At 72.5% G+C, this 11,978-nt stretch carries 13 protein-coding genes; 7 read left to right on the forward strand and 6 right to left on the reverse strand.

Features of this window, described 5'->3' with window-relative positions; translation table 11 throughout:
* The 4 genes from SLINC_RS10150 to SLINC_RS10165 all read right to left on the reverse strand — a co-directional run bounded on the left by SLINC_RS10150 (position 1) and on the right by SLINC_RS10165 (position 3,981).
* Positions 1–621, reverse strand: coding sequence for a cytochrome b/b6 domain-containing protein (locus SLINC_RS10150; RefSeq protein WP_067429637.1), 621 nt, complete (start codon positions 619–621; stop codon positions 1–3).
* Complete coding sequence (locus SLINC_RS10155) at positions 605–1,357, reverse strand: molybdopterin-dependent oxidoreductase (RefSeq protein ID WP_067429640.1); 753 nt, start codon at positions 1,355–1,357, stop codon at positions 605–607. Before SLINC_RS10155 ends, SLINC_RS10150 begins: the two co-directional genes overlap by 17 nt.
* A gap of 93 nt (positions 1,358–1,450) precedes the next feature.
* On the reverse strand, positions 1,451–2,992 hold the full coding sequence (locus tag SLINC_RS10160) for an APC family permease (RefSeq protein ID WP_067429644.1): 1,542 nt from the start codon (positions 2,990–2,992) through the stop codon (positions 1,451–1,453).
* 35 nt (positions 2,993–3,027) lie between these two features.
* Entirely contained in the window at positions 3,028–3,981 is a 954-nt protein-coding gene (locus SLINC_RS10165) for a hypothetical protein (RefSeq protein WP_067429647.1), read from the reverse strand.
* A 391-nt stretch (positions 3,982–4,372) separates the two neighbouring features.
* Here SLINC_RS10165 and SLINC_RS10170 point away from each other — a divergent pair, with 391 nt between their 5' ends.
* From SLINC_RS10170 to SLINC_RS10200, 7 genes are all read left to right on the forward strand, one after another.
* Positions 4,373–5,266, forward strand: a complete 894-nt coding sequence (locus SLINC_RS10170; RefSeq protein WP_067429650.1) for a DMT family transporter — start codon at positions 4,373–4,375, stop codon at positions 5,264–5,266.
* A gap of 52 nt (positions 5,267–5,318) precedes the next feature.
* A complete protein-coding gene (locus SLINC_RS10175) occupies positions 5,319–5,843 on the forward strand; it encodes an NUDIX hydrolase (RefSeq protein WP_067429653.1) in 525 nt (174 codons plus the stop codon).
* A 51-nt stretch (positions 5,844–5,894) separates the two neighbouring features.
* A complete protein-coding gene (locus tag SLINC_RS10180) occupies positions 5,895–6,287 on the forward strand; it encodes a YidH family protein (RefSeq protein ID WP_067429656.1) in 393 nt (130 codons plus the stop codon).
* Positions 6,284–6,607, forward strand: a complete 324-nt coding sequence (locus tag SLINC_RS10185; RefSeq protein WP_067429660.1) for a DUF202 domain-containing protein — start codon at positions 6,284–6,286, stop codon at positions 6,605–6,607. The genes SLINC_RS10180 and SLINC_RS10185 overlap by 4 nt, the downstream gene beginning before the upstream one ends.
* A 230-nt stretch (positions 6,608–6,837) precedes the next feature.
* A complete protein-coding gene (locus SLINC_RS10190; RefSeq protein ID WP_067429666.1) occupies positions 6,838–7,134 on the forward strand; it encodes a hypothetical protein in 297 nt (98 codons plus the stop codon).
* A gap of 166 nt (positions 7,135–7,300) precedes the next feature.
* Complete coding sequence (locus tag SLINC_RS10195) at positions 7,301–8,323, forward strand: phosphotransferase family protein (RefSeq protein ID WP_067429667.1); 1,023 nt, start codon at positions 7,301–7,303, stop codon at positions 8,321–8,323.
* A 6-nt stretch (positions 8,324–8,329) separates the two neighbouring features.
* Complete coding sequence (locus tag SLINC_RS10200) at positions 8,330–9,544, forward strand: acyl-CoA dehydrogenase family protein (RefSeq protein ID WP_067429668.1); 1,215 nt, start codon at positions 8,330–8,332, stop codon at positions 9,542–9,544.
* A gap of 111 nt (positions 9,545–9,655) precedes the next feature.
* On the opposite strand, the gene SLINC_RS10205 is transcribed toward SLINC_RS10200, so the two are convergent.
* Positions 9,656–10,249, reverse strand: a complete 594-nt coding sequence (locus SLINC_RS10205) for a TetR/AcrR family transcriptional regulator (RefSeq protein WP_067429670.1) — start codon at positions 10,247–10,249, stop codon at positions 9,656–9,658.
* A gap of 62 nt (positions 10,250–10,311) precedes the next feature.
* The gene (locus SLINC_RS10210) at positions 10,312–11,976 is read right to left on the reverse strand and encodes a class I adenylate-forming enzyme family protein (protein WP_067445194.1); all 1,665 of its coding nucleotides are present in this window, start codon (positions 11,974–11,976) and stop codon (positions 10,312–10,314) included.
* Positions 11,977–11,978: the final 2 nt, after the last annotated feature.

An 11,978-nucleotide genomic window follows, 5' to 3' on the forward strand; every position in this document is an offset into this window, starting at 1 on the left:
TCACGGCCGCCACAGCGGATGTTCCCGCTCCGCCCACTCCCGGCTCACCGAGCCGGTGCGCAGGCCGCGGCGGGCCTCCGGGTCCGCGAGGGCCATGCCGATGTGGCCGGCGAGGACGATGCCGAGGGTGAGGGCGAGCCAGTCGTGGACGAAGGTGGCGCTGGTGCGCCACTGGATGGGCGTGAGGTGGGTGAACCACATCAGCAGGCCCGTGCCGAGCATGACGAGGGTCGCGCCGGCGATCCAGGCCGCGTAGACCTTCTGGCCTGCGTTGAATTTGGCCGCGGGGCGGGACGCGCGGCGCTTGTCGCGGTGCAGGGCCGCGCGCAGCCAGACGCGGTCGTGCGGGCCGAAGCGGTTCAGGCGGCCGAGGTCGGCACGGAAGGCGCGGGAGACCAGGCCCGCCAGGACCGGCACCGGCAGGGCGAGGCCGGACCACTCGTGGACGCGGACCACCAGCTCCCGGCGGCCCACGAGTTCGGCGAGCTGGGGGAGGTACAGGCAGGCCGCCGTCAGCACGCACACGCCCATCAGCGCGGCGGTCGTGCGGTGCACCCACCGCTGGGAGCGGCCGAAGCGGCGGACCCGCGCGGCCGCGGGGGCGTCAAGTCGTAGGCTCATCGTCGCGTCCGTTCGACCGGCCGACCCAGGCGTCGACGTCGTAGCCCCGTTCCTCCCAGTAGCCCGGCTCCACGTCCTCGGTGACGGTGATGCCGGAGAGCCACTTGGCGGACTTGTAGAAGTACATGGGCGCCACGTAGAGGCGGACCGGGCCGCCGTGGGAGTGGCCGAGGTCCTTGTCCTGCATGCGCAGGGCGACCAGGACGTCCGCGCGGCGGGCCTGTTCGAGGGTGAGGCTCTCGGAGTACGCGCCGTCGAAGCAGGTGAAGCGGACGGCGCCCGCCGTGGCCCGCACGCCGGCGGCGTCCAGCAGCCGGGACAGCCGTACGCCTTCGAAGGGGGTGTCGGGGACCCGCCAGCCGGTGACGCACTGGACGTCCTTGACCATCCGGGTCTGGGGCATCGCCCGCAGGTCGGCCAGGGTGTACTCCGCGGGGCGCGCGACCAGGCCGTCGACCTTGAGGCGGTAGTTCCCGGCGTTCTTGCGCGGGACGGAGGACGTCACCGAGTAGTAGCGGAAGCCGCCGCCGTTCGGGAGCAGGCCGGTCAGGCCGGTGGGGTCCTTGTCGGCCGCGCCGCCGAGGAAGGATTCCAGACCGCGTTGCAGGGTGGGCGCGGCGACCACGCCGAGCGCGCCCAGGCCGAGGGTGCCGAGGAGGACACGGCGGCCGATGGGCGCGCCGCGTTCCTGCGCCGGTGCCGGCCCGCCGGGCTCCTCGGGGGGTTCCAGGTTCACGTCCTCATTCGAACACCCGCGACCCCGGCGGGGCCAGGAGTCGCGGGTGCCCGTCAGATTTCCGTAACCACTTCTCACGGGGCTCTCATCCGGTCACGACGCCCGCTCCGCCGCCCTGTCCAGCTGGAACGCCTCGTTGCCGAGCCCGATCCGGGCGTGCGCCTGCGGCCTGCGGGCGCGCAGGATCAGCCCCTGGGCGAGGCCGACCAGCAGGGCGAGCCCGATGATGCCGGGCAGGATCCAGCTCAGTGAGGAGTCGGGGCCCGCGCCCACCAGGACGTCGAAGTCCTTCACCGTGTAGACGGCGATGACCAGCAGGGCGATGCCCGCGAGGGCCGAGGTGACCAGCCGCCAGGCCTGCGCGCCGGCCGCGCCGCGCCGGACGAAGAACACCACCACGGAGGCGGAGGCCGCCGCCATCAGCAGGATCACGCCGAGGGCGCCGATGTTGCCGAACCAGGTGAACAGGTGCAGGACCGGTTCGGTCGGGTCGCCGGCGGGCTTGTCGTCGGCGATCGCGAAGGCGGCCACGACCAGCACGGCCACGGTGGTCTGGAGCAGCGAGCCGGTGCCGGGCGCGCCGCTGGTGCCGGTGGTCCGGCCGAAGGCGGCGGGCAGCAGGCCCTCGCGGCCCATGGCGAAGGCGTACCGGGCGACGACGTTGTGGAAGCTGAGCAGGGCGGCGAACATGCCGGTCACGAACAGGATGTGCAGGACGTCGGTGAAGGTGGCGCCGAGGCGGGACTCGGTGAGGGAGAACAGCAGTCCGGCGCTCTGCTCCTGCGACTGGCCGACGATCGCGGACGGGCCCGCGGCGACGGTCAGGGCCCAGCTGCTGAGCGCGAAGAAGACGGCCACCCCGCCGACCGCGAGGAACATCACGCGGGGCACCAGGATGTGCGGGCGGCTGGTCTCCTCGGCGTACACGGGCGCCTGCTCGAAGCCGAGGAAGGCGGCGATGCAGAAGCACAGGGCGGTGCCGACGCCGGCGCCGCTGAGGGTGTCCGGGTTGAAGGCGTGCAGCGACAGCCCTTCCTTGGCGGGGTCGGCGACGGCCGCGATGTCGAAGATGACGACCAGGGCCACCTCGATGATCAGCAGGACGCCGAGCACGCGCGCGTTGACGTCGATCTTCAGCCAGCCCAGCGCGCCGACGACCAGGGCCGCCACGATCGCCGGGATCCACCAGGCCACCGACACCTCGGCGTAGGTGGCGAACAGGCCGGAGACCTCGAAGCCGAAGATGCCGTAGATGCCGACCTGGAGGGCGTTGTAGGCGACGAGGGCGACCATCGCGGCGCTCGCTCCGGCGGTGCCGCCGAGGCCGCGGGAGATGTAGGCGTAGAAGGCGCCGGCGTTGTGGACGTGCCGGCTCATCTCGGCGTAGCCGATGCCGAACAGGACGAGGACCACGCCGAGGACGACGAAGAGCAGGGGCTGTCCGACGATGCCCATCACCGCGAATGTAGTGGGCATGACACCCGCGACGACCATGAGGGGCGCGGTCGCCGCGAGCACGGAGAGCAGCAGGCCGCCGGTGCCCAGGCGGTCGGCGCGCAGGGCCCGCTCCTGCCCCTTGAAGGTGCTGATGCCGTCGGCGGCGGCTCTGGTGGGGCTCGAACTGTCCGTTGTCACGGGGAGACCGTCCTTATGGGTTCACGAAGGGGGCGTTACGCCGTGCCGAGCGCGCTGTCGCGTGCGGCACGGAAGGCGGAGTACGGATCGCGGTCCGGGTACGACCAGGGCGCCGGGGTGGCGTGCTCGCCGATGCGGTGGAAGAGGGCGGCGGCCTCGGCGCCGCGGCCCTCGCAGACCTTGGCGTGGGCGAGGAAGTTGAGGTCGACGAGGCGGCGCGGGTGGCCCTCGTGCTCCCACTCCAGCCACCAGTCGAAGGCGGCCTTCATCACCTGCCGTGCCCGGCGCCCGACCCAGTGGCCGGAGGCGGCGGGGTCGCCCGGTTCGTGTCCGGCGGCGGCGAGCACGCGGTAGCGCTCGGCGTGCGCGACGACCGGGAGGATCGCCAGCGGGGAGTCGGCGGGGGCCTGCTCGGCGGCCCAGTTCGCGAAGTCGTAGACCTCGTGCAACGGGTCCGGACCGGCCTCGGCGCGGGTCTCGGCGAGGCGGGCGACGATCAGGTGGTGGGCGTGGTGGTGGTCGGCGTACCGCGCCCGGACCTCGCCGAACAGGCGCAGGACCTCCTCCCCGGTGGCCCCGGCGTGCTCCAGCATCAGCAGGCCGAGCCAGGGGGTGGGGTCGGCGGGCGCGAGGGCGGCGGCGGCCCGGCAGGCCTCGCGGGCCCGGTCCGGCTTGCCCTTGCCACGCAGGACGCGCCGCACCTCGGCGAGGGCGAGGAGGACGGCGGCGTCGCCGGAGTCGGGCTCGACGCCCAACCAGTCCTGGGCCCACGCGGCGCAGTAGGGCTCCAGGGCGAGGACCGCGACGCGATGCCCGCGGCGGTCCCAGTCGTCCCCGGTCTGGGCGAGCAGACCGCGGGCCGCCTGCCATCGGCCCTGGGCCAACGCGGCGCGTGCGGCGAGGAGTTCGGTGTCGTCGAGAGCGGCGTCGAGAGCCTGGGCGGCGGCGCGTCTTCGACTGCGCCCAAGAGGTGGCGGGGGTGGGGACACCGCGGGGACTTCCTCACGCGACGCGGGTCGTCGTCGGTCGGGGCCGGCCTCACGGCCGGGCTGCTGGTCTGGACATATGAAGGGGTGCCGGACGCCATGGTCTGGACTTTTCTGTCGGCCATCGGCTGATCACGGACAGCCAATCCCCAGCCAATGCTTTCCGTCAAGGCCCACCCGGGCGTTACACGCGTCAACTCCCTTGTTCCACACGGCACTTGCGTCACACCCCGGAGGGCCCGATTCCGGTTCCCGGGCCGCCCCTGTGGCGTACGCCATGGCGTTACCTGCCCCCGCCCCCCACCATGACGGGACGGACACCCCGGGCCCCGAGCCGCTACAGTCGGCCTCTCCGCACCCCGCAGCCCGGCCGGACGATCTTGAGGTACGCAGCGTGTCGGTTCTGGTTCTTGTTCTCGCCGTGAGCGCGGCCTGCTGCCTGGGCTTCGGCTTCGTGCTCCAGCAGAACGCGGCCCGGCAGGCACCCCTGAGCGACTTCCTCTCCCCCCGGCTGCTCCTGGACCTGATGAAGGTCCGCCGCTGGCTCGCCGGCATCGGACTGATGGCGGCCGGTATGGCCCTCGGCGCGATCGCGCTGGGCCAGGGCGAGATCTCCCTGGTGGAACCGCTCCTCGCCACGAACCTGGTCTTCGCCCTCGCCCTCTCCCGCAAGCAGACCGGGCAGCCGCTGGGCCGTCAGGGCTGGGCGGGCCTGCTGCTGCTCGCGGGCGGGGTGACCGCGTTCATCGTGGCGGGCCGGCCGCACGGCGGCACCGCGCTCACCGACCCGTTCCGCCACTGGCTGATCATCGGCACCATGCTCGGCCTCGCCCTGCTGCTCACGGCCTGCGCCAAGCGCTCCCGGCTGAGCTCGGGACCGGTCCTGCTGGCCGTGGCCGCGGGCCTCGTCTACGGCGTCCAGGACGCCCTCACCCGGGTGAGCGGCCAGCGCTTCGCCGAGGGCGGCCTGCTGGAGCTGCTCACCGGCTGGCAGCCGTACGCCGTGCTGGTGCTCGGTGTCACCGGCCTGATCCTGGTCCAGAGCGCCTTCGAGACCGCGCCCCTGCGCATGTCCCTCCCGGCACTGACCGCGGCCCAGCCGCTGGCCGGCATCCTCTGCGGCGTCGGCTTCCTGGGCGACCAGTTGCGCACCGACCCGGGCGCGCTGGCCTGGGAGGCCGCCGGACTCACGGGGATCGTGGTCGGCATCGTGCTGCTGGGCATGCACCCGGCGATGCCGTGCGGCGTGACGCGTCCGGAGCCGGTGCGGGACCTCCAGCCGCACTGACGCCCCCGGGGCGGCCGGGTACCGAGGGAGCCCCGGCTGCTTGGATGGACGTATGAGCGCTGCTGACGAGATCCTCGACATCGTCGACGAGCACGACCGGGTGATCGGCCGGTCCCCCCGCGGCGAGGCCTACGCCCGGGGCCTGCGCCACCGCTGCGTCTTCATCCGGGCCAGGGACGCACAGGGCCGGCTCTTCGTCCACCGCCGCACCCCGACCAAGCTGGTCTTCCCCTCCCTGTACGACATGTTCGTCGGCGGGGTCGTCGGCGCCGGCGAGTCCTACGACGACGCCGCCCTGCGCGAGGCCGAGGAGGAGCTGGGGGTGAGCGGACTGCCCCGCCCCGAGTTCCTGTTCAAGTTCCTCTACGACGACGGCGCCGGCCGGACCTGGTGGTCGGCGGTCCACGAGGTCCGCTGCGAGCTCCCGGTCAGCCCCCAGGCCGAGGAGGTGGCCTGGCACGCGTTCCTGACCGACGACGAGGTGGAGGCGCACCTGAGGGACTGGCAGTGGGTGCCGGACGGACTCGCGGCGTACGAGCGGCTGAAGGCCTACCGGTCCGGCCTGTCCGGCGCCTGAGCACGGGCCGCCGGATGCCCCCGCGGGAACCGTCCGGATAGGGTCCTGCGCGTGATCGAATTCGCACGGAACGTCCGGCTGTGGTTCGCGCCCCAGGAGATCCGGGAGGAGGGCGGCACCCCCGACTACCGCTTCTCGCTGGCCAACGAACGCACCTTCCTGGCCTGGCTGCGCACCGCGCTCGCGCTGATCGGCGGCGGTTTCGCCGTCGACCAGTTCCTGCCGGACCTGCGCTGGGCCTGGCGCGTCGGACTCGCCCTCGCGCTGCTCGGGGCGGGCGTGCTGTGCTCGCTCAGAGCGGTCAACCACTGGGTGCGCTGCGAGCGGGCGATGCGCCGGGGCGAGGACCTGCCGGTGTCACGCTTCCCGGCGCTGCTGAGCCTGGCGGTCGCGGTGGTGGCCGTCGCGATGGTCGTGGTGGTCCTCGTCGGGTGGGAGGGATGAGCCCCCGAGCCGCCGAGGACCGCGATCCCGGACTCCAGCCCGAACGGACCCGGCTCGCCTGGCGCCGTACGACGCTGGCCAGCACCGTGGCCGCCCTGCTCGCCGTGAAGACCGCGCTGCACGGCGGGGTCTCCCCCGTCCGTGTCGCCGTCTGCGCGGTGAGCTGCGGGCTGTGGCTGGCCTTCCTGCTCGTCGCCCACCGCCGGATCCGCACCCTGGCGACCACGAGCCGCCCTCCGGCGCTGGCCCCGGCGCACGCGACGGCCGGCGCGCTGCTCACGGTGGCCCTGGCCGTGTGCGCGGTGGCGCTCGTCCTCTGAGCCGAGCGGTCGCGGGGCGATACGGCACACTCCCCGGATGCACGAGCTTGAACGGTTCTTGGTGGGCGAGCCGCGCCGTGCCGTCCTACGGTCGGTAGGTGACGGCCTGGTTCCCCGTGGCACAGGCCCTCAGGGACGTCCGGCCGCCACGCAGGCCGAATAGTCGGATATGTACCGTTCGCGTGGCAGCCTGTCCGACGTCATCACCCGCACCTCCGAAGGCGAGCGCCATGACTACCCTCCACCAGGAACACGCCTCCCACACGCACCCGCACGGTCCGGACTGCGGCCACGCCGAAGTGCCGCACGGCGACCACGTCGACTACGCACACGACGGGCATCTGCACCGCGAGCACAGCGGCCACTGGGACGAGTGCGAGCCCGCCGAGCACGTCGCGCACAACGGCCACGAGCACCGCCACGGCCAGGACTGCGGCCACCAGAGCGTGCTGCACGGCGACCACGTCGACTATGTGCACGACGGCCACCGGCACGCCGCGCACGACGGCCACTGGGACGACCACTGACCCTGGCGCCGCCAGGCCGAGAAGCATCGCCGACAGCTCCCCGCGGTACTGCGCGGGGAGCTGTCGGCCTATCGTGGGACGGATCACGTTCGACCGACCCCCTGGACGACATACCGACCAGTCGGCATGATGGTCGGATCCGTTCCCGCGCGCGTAAGGAGCCCCGATGACCGCCGACCATCCGCCCGGACTCGACCTGGACAGGCTGCGCGCCCTGCTCGACCGTGAGCGGCCCGGTCTGGTGCACGGCCCCCTGACCGGCCGGCTGATCGAGGGCGGACGGTCCAACCTCACCTACGCGGTCTCCGACGGCACGGCGCGGTGGGTCGTACGACGGCCCCCGCTCGGCCATGTCCTGGCCACCGCCCACGACATGAAGCGCGAGCACCGGGTGATCAGCGCGCTGCACCCGACGGACGTGCCGGTCCCCGGGCCGGTGCTGCTGTGCGAGGACGAGGAGGTGCTGGGGGCGCCGTTCTACGTCATGGAGTTCGTGGCGGGCACGCCGTACCGCACCGCCGACCAGCTCGCCCCGCTCGGCCCGGAGCGCACCCGGGGTGCCGTGCTGTCCCTGGTGGACACGCTCGTCGAGCTGCACGCCGTGGACCCCGCCGCGGTGGGCCTGGCGGACTTCGGGCGCCCCGAGGGCTTCCTTGACAGGCAGCTGCGGCGCTGGGGCAAGCAGCTGGACGCCTCCCGCAACCGCGACCTGGCCGGCATCGACGAACTGCACGCGACCCTCGGCCGCCGGCTGCCCGACTCGCCCGCGCCCGCCGTCGTCCACGGCGACTACCGGCTCGACAACGTGCTCATCGGCGAGGACGACCGCATCAACGCCGTCCTCGACTGGGAGATGTCCACACTCGGCGACCCGCTCACCGACCTGGGCCTGCTGGTGATGTACAGCCTGCCGTTGGGCATGCCCGAGTCGCCGGTCTCCACGACCGCCGAGGCCCCGGGGCATCCGGCGCCGGCCGAGCTGATCGAACGGTACGCGGCCCGCTCGGGGCGCGATGTCTCGGCCGTCTCCTGGTACACGGCGTTCGCGTGGTTCAAGCTCGCCGTGATCCTGGAGGGCATCCACTACCGCTACACGCTGGGCCAGACGGTCGGACAGGGCTTCGACCGCATCGGCGACCTGGTTCCGGTCTTCATCGAGCACGGTCTGAACACTCTTCAGGAAGGCTGACGGCACATGGACTTCGCTTTCGACGCACGCACCGAGGAGCTGCGCGGCAAGCTGCTGGCCTTCATGGACGAGCACGTCTATCCGGCCGAGGCGGTGGCGGAGGAGCAGCGGGCCGCGCTGTCGTCCCCGTGGGACACGCCCGCCGTGGTCGAGGAACTCAAGGCCGAGGCGCGCCGGCAGGGGCTGTGGAACCTCTTCCTGCCGGACACCGAGTACGGCGCGGGCCTGACCAACCTCCAGTACGCCCCGCTCGCCGAGATCACCGGCCGCTCCCCGCAGCTGGCGCCCACCGCGCTGAACTGCGCGGCGCCGGACACCGGCAACATGGAGGTGCTGTCGCAGTTCGGCGACGAGCAGCAGAAGAAGCAGTGGCTGGAGCCGCTGCTGGCCGGTGAGATCCGCTCGGCGTTCGCGATGACGGAGCCCGAGGTGGCCTCGTCCGACGCCACGAACATCACCACGCACATCGAGCGGGACGGCGACGAGTACGTCGTCACCGGCCGCAAGTGGTACATCTCCGGGGCGATGAACCCGGACTGCAAGATCTTCATCGTGATGGGCAAGACGGACCCGGACGGCGCGGACATCCGCCGCCAGCAGTCGATGGTGCTGGTCCCGCGCGACACCCCGGGCGTCACCGTCAAGCGCGCGATGCGGGTCTTCGGGTACGAGGACCACTCCCACGGCGGCCACGCCGAGGTGGTCTTCGACCACGCGCGCGTGCCGGTGTCCAGCCTGATCGGCGAGGAGGGCGGCGGCTTCGCCATCGCCCAGGCCCGGCTCGGTCCCGGCCGTATCCACCACTGCATGCGGCTGATCGGCATGGCGGAGCGGGCGATCGAGCTGATGTGCAGGCGGGCCGTGTCCCGCACGGCCTTCGGCAAGGCGCTGGCCCAGCAGGGCGTGGTCCACAACTGGATCGCCGACGCGCGCGTGACGGTCGAGCAGCTGCGGCTGCTGGTCCTGAAGACGGCCTGGCTGATGGACACCGTCGGCAACCGGGGCGCCCACACCGAGATCCAGTCCATCAAGATCGCCACACCCCGCGCGGTGGTCGACATCATCGACCGGGCGATCCAGCTGCACGGCGCGGGCGGCGTCAGCCAGGACTTCCCCCTGGCCGAGCTCTACGCCGGCGCCCGCACCCTGATGATCGCCGACGGCCCGGACGAGGTGCACCAGCGGTCGCTGGCGCGACGGGAGTTGAAGAAGTACCTGTGAGGTGACGGGTACGAGTAAGGGGCGGCCACCCAGGTGGCCGCCCCTTGCCGCGTGACCGTGCCCCACCGCTGTCTCAGGGACGCAGAGCTGACTCGGGGACGCAGAGCTGCCTCAGGGACGCAGGGCCCTCAGCAGCAGGTCCGCGAGGTGGTCGGCGACCTCCTTGGGGCTCATCTGCCCGTCGGGGCGGTACCAGGTCGACAGGTGGTGGACCGAGCCGAAGTGGTAGTCGACCACGAGGTCGGCCGGGGTCGCGGTGGAGAAGACGCCGGCCTGCTGGCCCTCCTCGACCAGGGCGCGGAAGCGCTCGTGGTAGCGGCGACGCTCGGCGCGGACCTGTTTGTTCTTCTCGGGGCTGAGATGGTGCATCGAGCGGAAGAAGATCATCGCGTCGTCGAGGTTCTCGATCGTCGTGACGACGACGTCGGCGGCCGCGCCTCTGAGCCGGTTCTCGATCGGCTCGTCGGCGCCCGCGAACGCGTCGAGACGCTCCTGCTGGACGCGCAGCACGCGCGCGTACACCTCGTGCAGGAGGTCGTCCTTGGAGCCGAAGTAGTGGTAGAGCGCCCCCTTGGTGACACCCGCCGCCTCGACGATCTCCTGCACCGAGGTGCGGTCGTACCCCTGCTCCGCGAAGAGCCGGGTGGCGGCGGCGAGGAGCCGCTGCGGCACGGGAGTCCCGTCACCGTCCGTCGTCCTGGGCACTGCCGCCACCTGCCTTCCGAGTCTTTCTTCAGTTGCCCTTTACCGGCCGTCGGCCGGCGCCGTCACCGGCCGTCCACCTGGGAACGCAGTTCCCGCCTGAGGATCTTCCCACTCGCCGTCTTCGGCAGGTCGGGCAGGATCTCCACCTGACGCGGGTACTTGTAGGCGGCCAGTCTCTCCTTGCAGTACGCGGCGAGGTCGTCGGGGTCCGTCTCGGCACCCGGACGGAGGCTGATGTAGGCCTTGACGGTCTCCCCGCGATATCCGTCGGGTACCCCGACGACGGCCGCCTCGCGCACCGCCGGGTGGGTGTACAGCACGTCCTCGACCTCGCGCGGCCACACCTTGAAGCCGGACGCGTTGATCATGTCCTTCTTGCGGTCGACGACGTACAGCCAGCCCTGCGGGTCCATGAACCCGATGTCACCGGTGCGCAGTTCCCCGTCCGGGAAGGTCTCGGCGGTGGCGTCGGGGCGCCGCCAGTATCCCGGCACGACCTGCGGCCCTTGTACGACGATCTCGCCCTGCTCCCCGAAGGGCACCTCCGCGCCCTGCTCGTCGACGATCCGGACGACCGTGTCGGGACCGGGCACGCCCACGGCCAGCGTCCCGGACACCGGGTCGACGGGCGCCTCCAGCTGGGGCGGCACGGAGGCGCAGGGCGCGGTGCACTCGGTGAGGCCGTAGCCGTTGCGGATGTACGGCCCGAAACCGGCCCGGAACTTCTCCACCAGGGCGGGCGGCAGGGGCGCGCCGCCGGAGGAGATGTTCCGGAAGGACGAGAAGTGCTCTCGGGTGACGGCCGGGTGGGCGGCCAGCGCCATGAAGGCGGTCGAGGGACCGACCGTGTAGTGCGGCCGGTGCTCGGCGAACGCGTCCAGCACGACCCCCGCCTCGAAGCGGTACGCCAGCACCAGCAGGCCCGCGCTGTCGAGGCACGCGCCGAGCTCGCAGACCATCCCGGTGATGTGGAACAGCGGCGCCAGCGCGAAGTACACGGGCGCCTCGGGCAGGGCCAGGCCGAGCCGCTGCCGCTCGGCGTTGCACATGATGTTGCCGTGCGTGTTGGTGGCGCCCTTGGGGGTGCCGCTGGTGCCCGAGGTGTAGCTGATCAGCGCGAGGTCGGAGGGTCCGGCGTCCCGTCCGGCGGGCGCCTGGTGCCCCGCGCGGGCCACGGCCGTCAGGTCGTCGGCGTCCGCGGCCGACGACAGCCGCTCGAAGGCCAGCACCCGCGCGTCGCCCCGCGTCTGGAAGTCCAGCTCGCAGGCGGTGAGCACGATCCGCACCGGCGAGTCGGCGGCCGCCTCGCGCAGATACGACTCCCAGGCCCGGTCGGAGCAGACCAGCGCGGCCACCTCTCCGTCGCGCAGGACGTGGCCGACCTCCCCCGCCTTGTACATGGGGTTGACGGGCACGACGATCGCGCCCGCCTTCCACGCCCCGAGGAGGGCGATCACGAAGTGCGGCGAGTTCTGGAGCACGATCGCCACCCGGTCGCCCCGTTCCAGTCCCCGGGCGGCGAGATGCCCGGCGACCGAGTCGCTCAGCTCGTCGACCTCGCGGTAGGTCAGACGGCCGTCGAAGTACGCCAGGAAGGCCCGGTCCGGGACCTCGGCGACGGCCCGGCGCAGGGCGTGCACGAGGGAGTCGACCGGATCGATCGGGCCGCGCTGCGCGTCGTTCAGCAGCGCCACCCAGGGCTTGGCCGCGTAGCCGGAGTCGTGCACGG

Origin of the sequence: Streptomyces lincolnensis, assembly GCF_001685355.1 — a bacterium.
Taxonomy (GTDB): Bacteria; Actinomycetota; Actinomycetes; order Streptomycetales; family Streptomycetaceae; genus Streptomyces; species Streptomyces lincolnensis.

What these genes read in the sequence shown, in the direction of transcription:
- SLINC_RS10150 (WP_067429637.1), bottom strand. Translation starts at nt 621, where the DNA reads ATGAGCCTACGACTTGACGCCCCCGCGGCCGCGCGGGTCCGCCGCTTC.
- SLINC_RS10175 (WP_067429653.1), top strand. Translation starts at nt 5,319, where the DNA reads ATGAGCGCTGCTGACGAGATCCTCGACATCGTCGACGAGCACGACCGG.
- SLINC_RS10185 (WP_067429660.1), top strand. Translation starts at nt 6,284, where the DNA reads ATGAGCCCCCGAGCCGCCGAGGACCGCGATCCCGGACTCCAGCCCGAA.
- SLINC_RS10190 (WP_067429666.1), top strand. Translation starts at nt 6,838, where the DNA reads ATGACTACCCTCCACCAGGAACACGCCTCCCACACGCACCCGCACGGT.
- SLINC_RS10195 (WP_067429667.1), top strand. Translation starts at nt 7,301, where the DNA reads ATGACCGCCGACCATCCGCCCGGACTCGACCTGGACAGGCTGCGCGCC.
- SLINC_RS10200 (WP_067429668.1), top strand. Translation starts at nt 8,330, where the DNA reads ATGGACTTCGCTTTCGACGCACGCACCGAGGAGCTGCGCGGCAAGCTG.